General features: G+C 66.2%; 18 protein-coding genes and 1 pseudogene. 14 read left to right on the top strand and 5 right to left on the bottom strand.

Annotated features, from left to right (window positions below):
* Nucleotides 1–3: 3 nt before the first annotated feature.
* The 7 genes from PSV23_RS16580 (at nucleotide 4) to PSV23_RS16550 (ending at nucleotide 6,491) form a co-directional block, all read left to right on the top strand.
* Entirely contained in the window at nucleotides 4–489 is a 486-nt protein-coding gene (locus PSV23_RS16580) for a MerR family DNA-binding transcriptional regulator (protein WP_300471259.1), read from the top strand.
* Between the two features lie 4 nt (nucleotides 490–493).
* Nucleotides 494–2,278 carry an acyl-CoA dehydrogenase C-terminal domain-containing protein gene (locus tag PSV23_RS16575; RefSeq protein WP_300471257.1) on the top strand — a complete coding sequence of 595 codons (1,785 nt, stop codon included), beginning with the start codon at nucleotides 494–496 and terminating at the stop codon, nucleotides 2,276–2,278.
* A 185-nt stretch (nucleotides 2,279–2,463) separates the two neighbouring features.
* On the top strand, nucleotides 2,464–3,627 hold the full coding sequence (locus PSV23_RS16570; RefSeq protein ID WP_300471254.1) for an acyl-CoA dehydrogenase family protein: 1,164 nt from the start codon (nucleotides 2,464–2,466) through the stop codon (nucleotides 3,625–3,627).
* Nucleotides 3,628–3,673: 46 nt separating this feature from the next.
* Complete coding sequence (locus PSV23_RS16565; RefSeq protein ID WP_300471252.1) at nucleotides 3,674–3,856, top strand: hypothetical protein; 183 nt, start codon at nucleotides 3,674–3,676, stop codon at nucleotides 3,854–3,856.
* Nucleotides 3,853–4,572, top strand: coding sequence for a 16S rRNA (uracil(1498)-N(3))-methyltransferase (locus tag PSV23_RS16560; RefSeq protein ID WP_300471250.1), 720 nt, complete (start codon nucleotides 3,853–3,855; stop codon nucleotides 4,570–4,572). The genes PSV23_RS16565 and PSV23_RS16560 overlap by 4 nt, the downstream gene beginning before the upstream one ends.
* Nucleotides 4,573–4,603: 31 nt before the next feature.
* Entirely contained in the window at nucleotides 4,604–5,062 is a 459-nt protein-coding gene (locus tag PSV23_RS16555; protein WP_300471248.1) for an ion channel, read from the top strand.
* Between the two features lie 67 nt (nucleotides 5,063–5,129).
* Nucleotides 5,130–6,491, top strand: coding sequence for a glutamate--cysteine ligase (locus tag PSV23_RS16550; RefSeq protein WP_300471246.1), 1,362 nt, complete (start codon nucleotides 5,130–5,132; stop codon nucleotides 6,489–6,491).
* Here the strand turns inward: PSV23_RS16550 and PSV23_RS16545 are convergent.
* The gene (locus tag PSV23_RS16545) at nucleotides 6,488–6,901 is read right to left on the bottom strand and encodes a nuclear transport factor 2 family protein (protein ID WP_300471245.1); all 414 of its coding nucleotides are present in this window, start codon (nucleotides 6,899–6,901) and stop codon (nucleotides 6,488–6,490) included. The genes PSV23_RS16550 and PSV23_RS16545 overlap by 4 nt on opposite strands.
* Entirely contained in the window at nucleotides 6,901–7,224 is a 324-nt protein-coding gene (locus PSV23_RS16540) for a hypothetical protein (protein ID WP_300471243.1), read from the bottom strand. Before PSV23_RS16540 ends, PSV23_RS16545 begins: the two co-directional genes overlap by 1 nt.
* Before the next feature lie 103 nt (nucleotides 7,225–7,327).
* Here PSV23_RS16540 and PSV23_RS16535 point away from each other — a divergent pair, with 103 nt between their 5' ends.
* Both PSV23_RS16535 and PSV23_RS16530 read left to right on the top strand, forming a co-directional pair.
* Complete coding sequence (locus tag PSV23_RS16535; protein WP_300471240.1) at nucleotides 7,328–7,909, top strand: TetR/AcrR family transcriptional regulator; 582 nt, start codon at nucleotides 7,328–7,330, stop codon at nucleotides 7,907–7,909.
* 31 nt (nucleotides 7,910–7,940) lie between these two features.
* Nucleotides 7,941–8,069 (top strand): annotated as a pseudogene (locus PSV23_RS16530) (DUF72 domain-containing protein); the annotation flags it as partial.
* 96 nt (nucleotides 8,070–8,165) lie between these two features.
* On the opposite strand, the gene PSV23_RS16525 reads toward PSV23_RS16530, so the two are convergent.
* Nucleotides 8,166–8,348: a hypothetical protein gene (locus PSV23_RS16525; RefSeq protein ID WP_300471237.1), complete on the bottom strand. Its 183-nt coding sequence runs from the start codon at nucleotides 8,346–8,348 to the stop codon at nucleotides 8,166–8,168.
* A 369-nt stretch (nucleotides 8,349–8,717) separates the two neighbouring features.
* Here PSV23_RS16525 and PSV23_RS16520 point away from each other — a divergent pair, with 369 nt between their 5' ends.
* Both PSV23_RS16520 and PSV23_RS16515 read left to right on the top strand, forming a co-directional pair.
* Nucleotides 8,718–8,996 (top strand): hypothetical protein, encoded by a 279-nt coding sequence (locus PSV23_RS16520; protein ID WP_300471235.1) that lies wholly within the window; start codon nucleotides 8,718–8,720, stop codon nucleotides 8,994–8,996.
* Nucleotides 8,997–9,023: 27 nt separating this feature from the next.
* The gene (locus PSV23_RS16515; protein ID WP_300471233.1) at nucleotides 9,024–9,773 is read left to right on the top strand and encodes a DUF72 domain-containing protein; all 750 of its coding nucleotides are present in this window, start codon (nucleotides 9,024–9,026) and stop codon (nucleotides 9,771–9,773) included.
* A 12-nt stretch (nucleotides 9,774–9,785) separates the two neighbouring features.
* Here the strand turns inward: PSV23_RS16515 and PSV23_RS16510 are convergent, their stop codons facing one another.
* The gene (locus PSV23_RS16510) at nucleotides 9,786–10,106 is read right to left on the bottom strand and encodes an antibiotic biosynthesis monooxygenase (protein ID WP_300471230.1); all 321 of its coding nucleotides are present in this window, start codon (nucleotides 10,104–10,106) and stop codon (nucleotides 9,786–9,788) included.
* 282 nt (nucleotides 10,107–10,388) lie between these two features.
* Here PSV23_RS16510 and PSV23_RS16505 point away from each other — a divergent pair, with 282 nt between their 5' ends.
* The 3 genes from PSV23_RS16505 (at nucleotide 10,389) to PSV23_RS16495 (ending at nucleotide 13,137) form a co-directional block, all read left to right on the top strand.
* The gene (locus PSV23_RS16505; RefSeq protein WP_300471228.1) at nucleotides 10,389–11,447 is read left to right on the top strand and encodes an NAD(P)-dependent alcohol dehydrogenase; all 1,059 of its coding nucleotides are present in this window, start codon (nucleotides 10,389–10,391) and stop codon (nucleotides 11,445–11,447) included.
* A gap of 99 nt (nucleotides 11,448–11,546) precedes the next feature.
* Nucleotides 11,547–12,272, top strand: coding sequence for an acetoacetyl-CoA reductase (gene phbB, locus PSV23_RS16500; RefSeq protein ID WP_300471225.1), 726 nt, complete (start codon nucleotides 11,547–11,549; stop codon nucleotides 12,270–12,272).
* Between the two features lie 100 nt (nucleotides 12,273–12,372).
* Nucleotides 12,373–13,137, top strand: a complete 765-nt coding sequence (locus tag PSV23_RS16495; RefSeq protein WP_300471223.1) for a DUF4908 domain-containing protein — start codon at nucleotides 12,373–12,375, stop codon at nucleotides 13,135–13,137.
* 6 nt (nucleotides 13,138–13,143) lie between these two features.
* Here the strand turns inward: PSV23_RS16495 and gloB are convergent, their stop codons facing one another.
* Nucleotides 13,144–13,872, bottom strand: coding sequence for a hydroxyacylglutathione hydrolase (gloB, locus tag PSV23_RS16490; RefSeq protein WP_300471221.1), 729 nt, complete (start codon nucleotides 13,870–13,872; stop codon nucleotides 13,144–13,146).
* Between the last annotated feature and the right edge of the window lie 12 nt (nucleotides 13,873–13,884).

Below are 13,884 nucleotides of genomic sequence, written 5' to 3'. Positions count from 1 at the left end.
AGCATGGCGACCGCCGATGACCATCGCACCTATTCGATCCGCCAGCTGTGCCGCGAGTTCGGGGCGACGGCGCGGGCCCTGCGTTTCTATGAGGACAAGGGCCTGCTGACCCCGGCCCGCAAGGGTCAGACGCGCGTCTATGACGCCCGCGACCGGGCCCGGCTGAAGCTGATCCTGCGCGGACGGCGCATCGGCTTCAGCCTGCTGGAGATCCAGGAGATGCTGGACCTCTACGACCACGACAATCACAACGCCCACCAGATGGCCGTCGCCCTGCGCCGCCACCGGACACAGATCGCCGCGCTGAAACAGCAGCGCGAAGACCTCGACGCCGCCATCGAGACGGCCGAGGAAGCCTGCGCCGTGATGGAACGGAAGCTGGGCGAATATCGCCCGGACCTGCTCCCGGGCGCCGAGGAATACGCCGACCTGCTGAAGGCCCGGCTCAATCCCGATCCCCACCACCAGCCCTTCAAAGCGAGAGCGTAATCCCATGGCTTACAAGGCGCCTGTCCGCGACCTGACGTTCATTCTGGACGAGGTGCTGGAGATCGACCGCTATTCCAACCAGCCCGGGTTCGCCGACGTGTCGTCGGACCTGGTCGGCCAGATCCTCGAGGAAGGCGCCAAATTCGCCGAGGAGGTCATCGCCCCCCTGAACCGCGTCGGCGATCAGGAAGGCTGCAAATGGGTCGACGGCAAGGTCACCGGCCCGACCGGCTGGAAGGAAGCCTACAAGGCCATGGTCGAGGCCGGCTGGCCCGCCCTGTCGGCCCTGCCCGAGCACGGCGGCCAGGGCATGCCCTCGGTCGTGGCCATGGCGTTCGGCCAGATGACGGCCGCGGCCAGCGCCGCCTTCTCGATGTATCCGGGCCTGACGGCCGGCGCCTACTGGGGTCTGAACGCCAACGGCTCGGAAGAGCAGAAGGCCATGTACCTGCCGAAGATGGCGACCGGCGAATGGGGCGGGACCATGAACCTGACCGAGCCGCAGTGCGGCACGGACCTGGGCCTGATCCGCACCAAGGCCGTGCCCAATGGCGACGGCAGCTACAACATCACCGGCCAGAAGATCTGGATCAGCTCGGGCGAGCACGACTTCACCGACAACATCATCCATCTGGTGCTGGCCCGGATCGAGGGGGCGCCGGCGGGGATCAAGGGCATCAGCCTGTTCGTGGTGCCCAAGGTCTTCGTCAACGAGGACGGCTCGCTGGGCGAGCGCAACGAGGGCGCAGCCTGCGCCGGCCTCGAGCACAAGATGGGCATCCACGGCAACGCCACCTGCGTCATGGCCTATGACGGCGCCAAGGGCTGGCTGGTCGGGACCGAGAACAAGGGCATGGCGGCGATGTTCGTCATGATGAACGAGGCCCGCCTCGGCACCGGCCTCCAAGGCCTGTCCATCGGCGCCGCCGCCTATCAGGCCGCCGTCGAGTTCGCCCATGACCGCCTGCAGGGCCGTTCGCTGACCGGGGCGAAGAACCCGGAAGGCCCCGCCGACTCCATCATGGTCCACCCGGACGTGCGGCGGATGCTGCTGGAGGCCAAGGCCTTCGTCGAGGGCGGCCAGGCCTTCACCCTGTGGACCGCCCTGCAGGCCGACCTGCAGCATTCGAACGACGAGGCCGAGGCGCAGAAGGCCCGCGACTACATGGGTCTGATCACCCCGGTGCTGAAGGCCTATCTGACCGACAAGGGCTTCCACGTCGCCAGCCTGGCCATGCAGGTGCATGGCGGCAGCGGCTACACCGAACATTTCCCGGCCAGCCAGTATCTGCGCGATGCGCGGATCACCATGATCTACGAGGGCGCCAACGGCATCCAGGCGCTGGATCTGGTGGGGCGCAAACTGCCGGCCAACGGCGGTCGGGCGATCATGAGCTGGTTCGCCGACATCGACGCCTTCGTGTCCGAGAACGGCGCCGAGGGCCCGATCAAGCCCTTCGTCGACGGCCTGGCCGACGCCAAGAAGAAGCTGCAGGAAGGCACCATGTGGCTGATGCAGAACGGCATGCAGAACCCGGACAACGCCGGCGCGGCGAGCACCGACTATCTGCACATCTTCGGCCTGACGGCCCTGGCCTATATGTGGGCCCAGATGGCCAAGGCGGCGCAGGCCAAGGTGGATGAGGGGTCGACCGATCCGTTCTACGCCACCAAGCTGATGACCGGCCGCTATTTCGTCGAGCGCATCCTGCCGGATACGGGGGCGCATCTGACCAAGCTGAAGACCGGCGCCGAGGTGCTGATGCAGATGCCGGCGGAGGCGTTCTAGAATTCTGCTCCCTTCCCCCTGGAGGGGGAAGGGCCGGGGTTGGGGGTGGAGGTGGTTCCGATGAGCCGCTGTCCGCCCTGGTCCGTCGCGGTCGCGAGACACCGTCGTCGAGGCCGGCGCCTCCACCCCCATCCCAACCCTTCCCCCTCCAGGGGGGAGGGCTCTCAAGACGACGGAGCGAGCCCATGAACGTCCTCAACGTCCCCGAGCCCGATTTCATGCAGGAGGAGGAGATCGTCCTCTTCTCCGACAGCGTCGGCAAATGGATCGATGAGCATGCGCCGCCGGAGAAATTCCAGCAGTGGATCGCCGCCTCCTCGGTGCCGCGCCAGCTGTGGAACGACGCCGGCGAGGCGGGGCTGCTGGGGTTGTCGATGCCCGAGGCGGACGGCGGCATGGGCGGCGACTACCGGCATGAGGTGGTGCTGATGCGCCAGCTGGGCTGGAAGGGGGCGGATCACTTCGGCATCTCGCTGCACAATGCGATCGTCATGCCCTACATCTGGCATTACGGCACCGAGGAGCAGAAGGCGCGCTGGCTGCCTCGCCTGCAGTCGGGCGAACTGGTCGGCGCCATCGCCATGACCGAGCCGGGGGCCGGGTCCGACCTTCAAGGGATCAAGACCACCGCCATCAAGACCGGCGACCAGTATGTGGTGAACGGGTCGAAGACCTTCATCACCAACGGCCAGCTGGCCAATTTCATCATCGTCGTGGCCAAGACCGACCCGGCCGAGGGGGCCAAGGGCACCTCGCTGATCGTGGTCGAGACCGACGGGGCCGAGGGCTTCGAGCGCGGGCGGAACCTGCACAAGATCGGCATGGAGGCCAATGACACCTCCGAGCTGTTCTTCAACGACGTGAAGGTCCCGGGCGAGAACATCATCGGCGGCGGCGAGGGCCAGGGCTTCATCCAGCTGATGCAGCAGCTGCCGCAGGAACGGTTGAACATCGCCGTCCAGGGCGTGGCCGCGGCCGAGCGCGGGCTGCGGGAGACGCTGGCCTACGTCAAGGAGCGCAAGGCGTTCGGGAAGCGGGTGATCGACTTCCAGAACACCCAGTTCAAACTGGCCGAGGTGAAGACGAAACTGACGGTCGCCAAGGTCTTCGTCGATCACTGCCTGGGCCTGCATCTGCAGGGCAAGCTGGACGCCGCGACAGCCTCGATGGCCAAATACTGGGTCACCGACATCCAGGGCGAGGTCATCGACGAGATGCTGCAGCTGCACGGCGGCTACGGCTATATGAACGAATATCCGATCGCCCAGCTGTACAAGGACGCCCGCGTCCAGCGGATCTACGGCGGCACGAACGAGATCATGAAGCTGCTGATTGCGCGGACGCTGTAGGGTCGCTGTCGACGGGCCCGAGGGTTCGCTCTATGGGACCGGTCCAATGACCGTTCACAGCGAGCACGATCTCAGGGAAGCGCTGCGGGCGATCGGGTCGACCCTCGCCAAATGCGAAAAGGCGCTGGTGAACCTCAAGCCCGGCACGGCCCAGCACACCTTGCTCACGCGCAGGATCGCGGCCTTCACGATCGCCATCGAACTGCTCAAGGAGAGGTTGGGAGAATGATCCGCCTTCACGTTCCCCAGCCCCTGTCGTCCGACGCCGCCGTCATGCCGACGCTCGACCAGTCGCGTTACCTGACCCAGGTCATGCGGCTGAAGATCGGCGACAGCCTGCTGGTGTTCAACGGCCACGACGGGGAGTGGCGCTGCGTGATCGCCGAAGTGCTCAAGAAGGGCGTCGTGCTGAAAGCAGAAGAACAGGTCCGGGCCCAGTCGACCGGCCCCGATGTGGAACTGCTGATCAGCGTGGTGAAGAAGAGCGCGCTGGAGTTCGCCGTCGAAAAGGCGACCGAACTGGGCGTGCGCCGCATCCGCCTGATCGTCACCCACCGGACCCAGACCCAGCATGTGCGGATGGACAGGCTGGACGCCATCGCCATCGAGGCCGCCGAGCAGACCGGACGGGTCGACGCGCCCATGATCGACGAGCCGGTGAAGCTGGCCGAACTGCTGGACGGCTGGGAGGCCGGGCGGCGGCTGATGTTCTGCGACGAGACCGGCGGCGTGCCGGCGGGTCCGGCGCTTCAGGTCGCGGGCGAAGCCCCCTGGGCCGTGCTGATCGGCCCCGAGGGCGGCTTCTCGCCGGAGGAGCGGGACCGTCTGCGGGCCCTGCCGTTCACCACCGCCGTGTCGCTGGGTCCGCGCATCCTTCGGGCCGACACCGCCGCCATCGCCGCGCTGACGCTATGGCAGGCGGCGGTCGGCGACTGGGACCGCTAGCAGGAGCAGCGGCTTAAGGGCAGGATGCAGCATGTTCAACGAACTGGCCCTGTCGACGGTTATGGCCCTGCTCGCCGTCAGCATTCATGGCTTCGGCCTGCTGGGCCTCGGCCGCGGGCTGGAATTCTACGAACGCAGGGCGGGCCGGTCCTATGTCGAGGGGCCGCTGTGGCGGCACGCGCTGCTGACCATCGCCGTGGTCCTGGGCCTGTTCGTCGTCCACGGGGCGGAAATCTGGATGTACGCCGCCGTCTACAAGCTGATCGGCGCGGTGCCCGACCTGCGCGAGGCCGTCTATTTCTCCAGCATCAGCTACGGCTCGATCGGCTACGACGACTCGCTGATGGCGCCGGAGTGGCGTTTGCTCGGCGCGATCGAGGGCGTGGCGGGGGCCATCCTGCTGGGATGGTCGGTCGCCTTCTTCGTCAGCGTCATGACGCCGTTCACGGCCCGCCGCAAACACGGCATGGTTCATCGCGACGTCCCTTGAGGAACGCGCTGTTTCGCCCCATCTAGCCGCAACGACAGCCTTCGGGCTCTGGGGCTGAAAGATCCGCATGACCGACGACGCGCCGCTTTCCCGGGAAGACCTGATCGGCGCCATGTCGAAAGGCGCCAAGCCGAAGGATCAATGGCGCATCGGCGCGGAGCACGAGAAATTCGGTTTCGACCGCACGACCCTGCGCCGCCCGGCCTATGAGGGTGAAAGCGGCATTCTCGCCATGCTGACCGGCCTGCAGCGGTTCGGCTGGGCGCCGGTCGAGGAAGCTGGCTACGTCATCGCACTCGAGCGGAAGAACGACGAAGGGATGACCGCCTCGATCTCGCTGGAGCCGGGCGGCCAGTTCGAGCTGTCGGGCGCGCCGCTGAAGGACGTGCACGACATCTGCAACGAGACGGGCCAGCATCTGATGGAGGTCAAACAGGTCGCCGACCACCTGAACCTCGGCTTCATCGGCGCCGGTTTCGATCCCCTGTGGCGGCGCGAGGACGTGCCGGTCATGCCCAAGGGCCGCTACAAGATCATGCGGGCCTATATGCCGAAGAAGGGGTCCCTGGGCCTCGACATGATGCTGCGCACCTGCACCATCCAGTCGAACCTGGATTTCGCTGACGAGGCCGACATGGTGGCCAAGTTCCGCACCTCGCTGGCGCTGCAGCCGATCGCCACCGCCCTGTTCGCCTGCTCGCCCTTCATCGAGGGCAAGCCCAGCGGCTTCCTGTCCTCGCGCGCCAACGTCTGGACCGACACCGATCCGGACCGCACCGGCATGCTGGACTTCGTGTTCCAGGACGGCTTCGGTTACGAGCGCTACGCCGACTACGCCCTGGACGTGCCGATGTATTTCGCCAAGCGCGGCGAGAGATACGTCGACCTGTCGGGCCGGTCGTTCCGCCGGTTCATGACCGAGGGTCTCGACGCCCTGCCGGGCGAGCGCGCCACGAAGAAGGACTGGAACGACCATCTGACGACGCTCTTCCCCGAGGTGCGTCTGAAGTCGTATCTGGAGATGCGCGGCGCGGACGGCGGGCCGTGGAGCCGGATCTGCGCGCTTCAGGCCCTGTGGGCCGGCGTTCTGTATGACGGTGCGGCCCTGGCCGCGGCCTGGGACCTGGTCAAGGACTGGGACATCGCCGACCACGAGCGGCTGCGCCGCGACGTCACACGGCTGGGTCTCAAGGCCGAAGTGGCCGGCCGGTCGGTCCGGGACGTGGCCGTGGACATGGTCCACATCGCCCGCGAAGGTCTCAAGAACCGCGCCCGCTTCTCTGGCGGGATGGTCGACGAGCGGGGCTATCTGTCGGAACTGGAAGACATCGCCGACAGCGGGGTCACCCCCGCCGATCGGCTGCTGGAGCTCTACCACGGGGAGTGGCAGGGCGATGTCCGGCGGATGTACCGGGATTTCGCCTACTAGGCCGCGCCGCGCTCGTAGGGGCCGAGGGCGTCGACGACCAGCTGGGTGTCCATGTATTCGGTCAGTTCGACCAACTGGCCGTTCCGGAACCGCACCACCCAGCAGTAGGTGTTGTCATAGCGTTTGCCGTCCAGGGTCTCGGCGTCGCCCTGACACTGGATCGCGGCCCGGTCGCCATCGACGATGAAGCGCCGCGGCGTGTTCCGGTAGGATTTGAAGCGCGCCATCAGCGGGCGCAGCAGCTCGCCGCGCACCGCCGCCTTGCCGCGATAGACGCCGGACCAGTCGGTCGATCCGATCATGATCCAGGTGAAGTCCTCGGCCATGGCGTCGACGAAGGCCCGGCCGTCACCGACGGCCAGACCTTCGAAGACGGCTTCAAGCGTCGCGCGGTTGCGTCCGGCGGCCATCAGGCGCCGACCGCCCGCCGGGTGCGGGCGATTTCGGTGGCGTTGCACTCGGCCACCTCGGCCTCGGTCAGGGAAAGGCCGGCGCGGCCGAAGCTGGACACCAGGCCCGCGCGGCTGACGAAGCGGCGGCATTCGCGCATCAGCGGCTGGGTCGTGCCGCCGCCGCGCCCGACGCATTGGCCGGCGGGACCGCAGTTCCAGTTGCGGCCGTCGAGGTTCAGCTGGACCTCGCGGGGTTGAAGCAGGGTGGCCGCGGCGCCCGACGACGGTGCGGGGGCGGCGGTCTGGACGGCGAGGGCCGCCATCAGGGACAGGACGAGCATGGTATCCTCCGGGGCTGGTCATGGCGAACGATCCGTGGGAAAGTGACCGTTCGTGCACCATTAAGTGACCGATCGGTCACTTCGAGTCAAGAGGTTTGATTTCATGCCGCCCAAAGGCGACGCTACGCATGCCCGGCTGATCGACGAGGCGATGGCGCAGGTCACCGTGCGAGGCCTCGCCGCCGTCAGCCTGCAGGACGTCGCGGGCGCCGCGGGCGTGTCCAAGAGCGCCGTGCTGAAGCATTTCCAGTCCAAGGAGGCGCTGCAGGCCGAGGTGGTGGACGCCATGATCGACCGTTTCAGGACGGCGGTCTGGGACCCGGCTGAGCCTCTTGCCCCCGGTCGCGAACGGCTGGATCGGATCTTCAAGGGCGAACTGGACTGGATCGACGGCGAGGACCGCCCGGGAGGCTGCCCCCTGAAGGCCGCGGCGATGGAACTGGACGACCAGCCGGGTCCGCTGCGCGACACGCTGAAGGGCAGCCAGGTGCTCTGGGCGAAGACGCTGAAGCGCGAATTCCGGGCCCTTTGTCCCGACGCCGACGACACGACGCTGGAACTCAAGGTGTTCCAGTTCAAGGGGCTGGTGCTGGCCTATGGACACTCGCGCCGCCTGCTGGATGACGAGACGGCGCGGGGGCAGGCGACCGCAGCCTACCGGGCGCTTGTGAGTTCGCCCCTCTGATCCTAGGTCCCTTGTGGACAGGGAGGACGACATGACAGGCAAGATCCGCGTCGGCATCGGCGGCTGGACCTATGAGCCGTGGCGCGGCGTCTTCTATCCCGAGAAATGGAGCCAGAAGCGCGAGCTGGAATACGCCAGCCGGCACACGACCTCGATCGAGCAGTAGTGCGGAGTTAAGCACCTGGCTAAGTCGTTGAAAATGCTGCATTAGGTCACAGAGTCGGTCTATACAGCCCTAAGGGCGTCCCTCTTTGCCCTAGCTGGGTTGCGCGGCGATAAGCTCTTTGAGCTGGTCTACATCCTGATGCCAACCGTAGGCTTCTGCCTGTGCCAGTGCAGGCGCTAGTTTATGGGCCAGATTGGGTTGGCCGCCGCCCTGAATTTCAGAGCAGGTCTCTACCAAGGCCTTGATTACCGCAAAAGAAGAAGTCGAGTTCATATTTTGTCCTATTGCTGAGGTGCCAAGTATGGGCCGCGGCCTGCTAGAAACAAGCGCCACCATAAAGCGTGTTAAGTGTCCGGCTGTTGTTTGTCTCGAAGTTGACGCTGTTCGATGCGCTTAACGGCCGCCTTGATTTGTCGAAGCTCTTCCATAATGGCAGCATTAGGGGCAGGAATGGCAGTGAGGTTTGGGTTGATGAAATCAGTGTTGTTAGTACGTGACATTTCTAATCTCCTAGTGGATGCAGCGATAATAACATAGCCAAAGCCGAATCAGGAAATGTCACCCAGTGAAGGTGAGTCCTGTATCTAAGTCCGGGAGGAAATCGCCAAGTTAAATAGGAGAGCAGACAGCGAGGAGAGCACTATGACGCACGACGAACAATGGAAGCAGCTTCGGGATCAACAGGTCCGTCGGAAATGGCATGCGCGCCCAGCGTTTTATGACCACATGCGATGCGGCGGGATTGTGCGGCCCGGACTAGTTTGCGGACAACTGGAGCGCCACTATTCCGTCAGGGGTGAGAACTGTAGCTTTCATCCCGACGTGGCTGCCTTCAGCGATCCGAGAAAGGCTCTCCAGAAAATGCGCGTGGGCCAAAAAGCCGGTGAAAATCCGCTCATCTGGAAGCTCACCAACGGCTAAACTGTCTCGGTGGAATTGGGGACTGAAATGACCGGCAAAATCAGGGTTGGCGTGGGTGGTTGGACGTACGAACCATGGCGTGGAGTCTTCTATCCAGAAAAACTACCGCAAAAACAAGAGCTTGCGTTTATGAGCCTAACTACGCAGTCGCTGGAGATCAACGGCACCTATTATTCCGGCTTCAAGCCCGAGACCTGGATGAAGTGGCGCGACGAGACGCCAGACGACTTCGTCTTCGCGGTCAAGGCCAGCCGGTTCTGCACCAACCGGAAAATCCTGTCGGAAGGCGCCGAGAGTTTCGATCGGTTCCTCGATCAGGGCCTGACCGTGCTCGGGGACAAGCTGGGGCCGATCAACTGGCAGTTCATGGCCACCAAGAAGTTCGATCCGGTCGATTTCGAGGGCTTTCTGAAGCTGTTGCCCAAGGAGAAGGACGGGGTGCGGCTGCGGCATGCGCTGGAGGTCCGCAGCGGAACGTTCGACAACGAGCAGTTCTACGATCTGGCCCGCAAATACGGCGCGGCCATCGTCTACGGCCACGACGACGAGGCGCCGGAATGGCCGCGGATCGACCAGAACACCGCCGATTTCAGGTACGCGCGGCTGATGTCGAGCCGCGAGGACGAGCCCACGGGCCTGTCCCCGGACGAGCTGGACGCGATCGTCAAACAGACCCGCGACTGGGCGAAGACGGGCGACGTCTTCGCCTATTTCATCGCCGGGGCGAAGGTGCGCAATCCGGCGGCGGCCCAGGCGCTGATCGAAAAGCTGGGCTGAGCCGCCTTCGGGTCAGCGCTCCAGCGTCCATACGACCTCGTAGAGGCCCGGACCGGCGACGCCGAAAGCCTTGTTCCGCTCCAGGAATCCCTGGCGCGTGAGGAAGGCGAAGACCTCGCCCATGGCCGCGCGATCCCTTGTCTGGGCGTAGTTGATCACCCGGCGGCCGTCGTCGCTGACGTGGAGGCTGGCGGAGAGCCATCCGGGCACGTTGGTGCGGCACGCCGCGGCGGCCTCCTGCAACAGGGCGATCAGGTTTCCGGTCTGACCGGGAAGGACCTCGAAGACATTGATCTGGGTGACGACGCCTGCATCGGCGGTGATCGTGGGCATGGGGACTCTCCAGCAAAATTGGCCTGACGGGAGGGCCGCTGCGGACACGCCCGACAAGCCGGGCGACGCGGGGTGCGCCAGGCTTGCCGAGGGTCGCCGACCCATGGGGGCCCGGGCGGCGACGGAGCCTTCCAGAATTTGGAAGGACGCCGGGCTTACCAATTGCCGACGCTGGTCCTTTTCGACAGAGCAACCCTAGCGCTTCGCCGCCAACCCGGCAACGCGCCCTTGCGGGCGCTCGCTCCGGCGCTCACTTGAACGAAAGCCCCTGCAGGAGTTTCCATGCCCATCGCCACCCGCGCCTTCGCCGCCACGTCCAGCGCCGCCCCCCTGTCGCCCTTCAGCTTCGACCGGCGCGACCCGGGCCCGGACGACGTGGCCATCGAGATCAAATTCTGCGGCGTCTGCCACTCCGACCTGCACGTCGTGAAGAACGACCTGGGCAACACGACCTATCCAATCGTCCCGGGTCACGAGATCGCGGGCGTGGTCACGGCGGTCGGCGGCAATGTCGCCCGCTTCAAGGTCGGCGACCGGGTCGGCGTCGGCTGCATGGTCGACAGCTGCCGCCAGTGCAAACCCTGTCTGGAAGGCGAGGAACAGTACTGCGTCCCAGGCATGACCCAGACCTATGGCTCGGCCGATCCCAAGGGCGCCGCCGTCGGCCAGACCATCACCCAGGGCGGATACGCCACCGCCATCGTCGTCGACCAGAACTATGTCGTCACCATCCCCGACAGCATTCCGCTGGACGCCGCCGCGCCGCTGCTGTGCGCCGGCATCACCACCTATTCGCCCCTGCGCCACTGGAAGGTCGGGCCGGGTTCGAAGGTCGCCGTGATTGGTCTGGGCGGCCTGGGCCACATGGCCGTCAAACAGGCGGCGGCCATGGGAGCCGAGGTCACGGTCCTGTCGACCTCGGACCGCAAGAAGGCCGACGCCGAGCGGATGGGGGCGAAGCATTTCCTCATCAACTCGGACAAGGCGGCGATGAAGGCGGCGGGCGAGAGTTTCGACCTGATCATCAACACCGTCTCGGCGACGCATGAGATCGCCAGCCATGTGAACCTGCTGGCCAGGGACGGGACCATGGTCATGCTGGGCCTGACCACCGAGGGTCTGCCGGTTTACGCAATGGGCCTGCTGTGGCGCCGTCGCGCCGTCGCCGGGTCGCTGATCGGCGGCATCCGCGAGACCCAGGAGATGCTCGACTTCTGCGCCGAGCACGACCTGTCCTGCGACATCGAGGTCATCGCCCCCGACCAGATCAACGAGGCCTACGCCCGGCTGGAGAAGTCGGACGTGCGGTACCGGTTCGTGCTGGACATGGCGAAGATCTGAGGCGAGGCGCGAAGGGTCGACCCTCGAACCTTCCGCCGCTACACCTGTTCCTGAACAGGCGCCGCGTCAGACGGCTCCGTCAGGGACAAGGAAACGCACATGGCTCGAGTGGCTCTGGTCACGGGTGGCACCCGCGGCATCGGCAAGGCGATCGTCCAGCGGTTGAAGGAAGACGGCATGTCCGTCGCCGCCGGCTATTCCGGCAATACCGAGGCGGCCGAGGCCACCGCAAAGGAGCTGGGCGTCACCATCGTCAAGGGCAACGTCGGCTCGTTCGAGGACTGCGCCCGCGCGGTGAAGGAGGTCGAGGACCAGCTGGGGCCGATCGACGTGCTGGTCAACAACGCCGGCATCACCCGCGACGGCTTCTTCCACAAGATGAGCTCGGACCAGTGGTCGGACGTCATCCGCGTCAACATGGACAGCGTCTTCAACATGACGCGTCAGGTGATCAACGGCATGCGCGACCGCGGCTTCGGCCGCATCGTCAACATCAGCTCGATCAACGGCCAGAAGGGCCAGATCGGCCAGACCAACTACTCCGCCGCCAAGGCCGGCATGATCGGCTTCACCAAGGCGCTGGCGCTCGAGAATGCGCGCAAGGGCGTGACGGTGAACTGCATCGCCCCCGGCTATATCGACACCGAGATGGTCGGGGCCATGGACGAGAAGGTCCTGGCCGGAATCATCGCCCAGATCCCGGTCGGAAGGCTCGGAAAAGGCGAGGAAATCGCTGACATGGTGTCCTGGCTGTCCGGCGAACGTGCCGGATATGTCACAGGCTGCACCCTGTCGCTGAACGGTGGTCAGTATCTGGTCGGCTGACCCGGAGCTGCCCAAAATCCGCCGCGCGCCCGTTTCACGACTGTTCGCCATGGAGTTGACGGCAGGGTCCAGAACGGCGCGAACGCCGCTTCCGGCCGCGATGGCGATCGCCTTCGCGGCTGCGGGGCTGTCCTTTGCCTCGACGCCTTCCGAAGCCCAGGCCCAGACCCGCGGGAACGCCCAGGCCGAACAGAGCCAGTCTCTGCGCAACAGCACCCCGGCCTCGCGGACTATGCCGCCCACGGGCCGTTACGTCGCGGAATCGGGCGAGGGCTTCATCCTCGACCGTTCGGGTCAACGGCCCCTTCTGCGCTTTGACCGGCGCGACGAGACCTGGGTGCTGCGCCCGACCGCGGCGCCGCGCGGCGACGTCATCTACCGCAATGACGCGGGCGATCAGCTGCTGCGGGTCACACCCGGCGGCGGCATGACCGTCTATACCCCGCGCGCGCCGGGTGGATCGCCGGCCTCCCTGTCCGGACCGGCCCCCAGCCTGACGCCGCCGACCCTGGGTCCGGCCCAGATGTTCCAGCTGATGACCCGGCGCAGCGCCATGCTGAGCCAGGCGCTGGGGCGACTGATCGAGATCAATGTCGACACCGACAGCGCCGCCGAAAGCCTGACCGTCGAGGCCCTGATCCTGTCGACGGACGCGGCCCTGCGCATCGCCCGCTCGCCCTCGGCCCGGTCGTCGCTGGACCGTCTGCGCAGCATCACCATCGTCGACGGCGCCCGCGCCTCGGTGACCTACGCCCGGGGCGACCTGCGCATCGTGGTGTCGCCGGTCCAGGGCGTGGCGGGCAGACCCTCGTCGGCCCGCGTGATCGACGCCTTCCTGACCCCGGCCGCGCCGCTCCGTCGCTGAAGGCGTCTAGCCGGCGAAAACGTCCTTGGCGGCGCGCCGGGCGGCGAATTCTGCGGCGTCGGCGGCCCGGACGAACGGATTGAAAGCCTTTTCCGCGCCGATGGTGGTCGGAACGGTCGCCTCCCCCCGTTTGCGCATCGCGAAAATCTCCTCGGCCCGCGCGATCATTTCCGGCCGGCCGTCCAGGCTCAGGGCGAAGCGGGCGTTGGCGGCCGTATACTCATGGGCGCACCAGACCACCGTCTCGTCCGGCCATGCCGCCAGGGTCCGCAGGCTGGCGTGCATCTGCTCGGGCGTTCCCTCGAACAGCCGGCCGCAGCCGAGCACGAACAGCACATCGCCGACGAAGGCCTGGGCGTCCGCGGCCGAGCGATAGACGATATGGCCCAGGGTGTGGCCCGGCGCGTCGGTAACCTCCAGCATGGTCTCGCCCAGCATCACCGTGTCGCCGCCGGCGACGATCCGGTCGATGGGCGCCGCCTTGCGCGCCTCTTCCGGCCCGATGATCTCGCAGCCGGTCTCCGCCTTCAGCCGGGCGTTGCCCTGGGTATGGTCCTGGTGCCAGTGGGTATTCAGGATCAGGTCCAGCCGCCCCCAGCCCGATCGCTTCAGCTGGTCCAGGATGACGGCGGCGTCCGGCGTGTCGATCGTGGCGACCACGCCGGTGGCGGCATCGCGGATCAGAAGGCCGTAGTTGTCGTTCAGGCAGGGGAAGAGGTGCACGTCCAGGGTCATGCGCCCATCCTA

Source organism: Brevundimonas sp., from assembly GCF_029946145.1.
Lineage (GTDB): Bacteria > Pseudomonadota > Alphaproteobacteria > Caulobacterales > Caulobacteraceae > Brevundimonas.
Note: the sequence above shows the minus strand (reverse complement) of the source record. Positions and strands in the feature narration are given on the sequence as shown.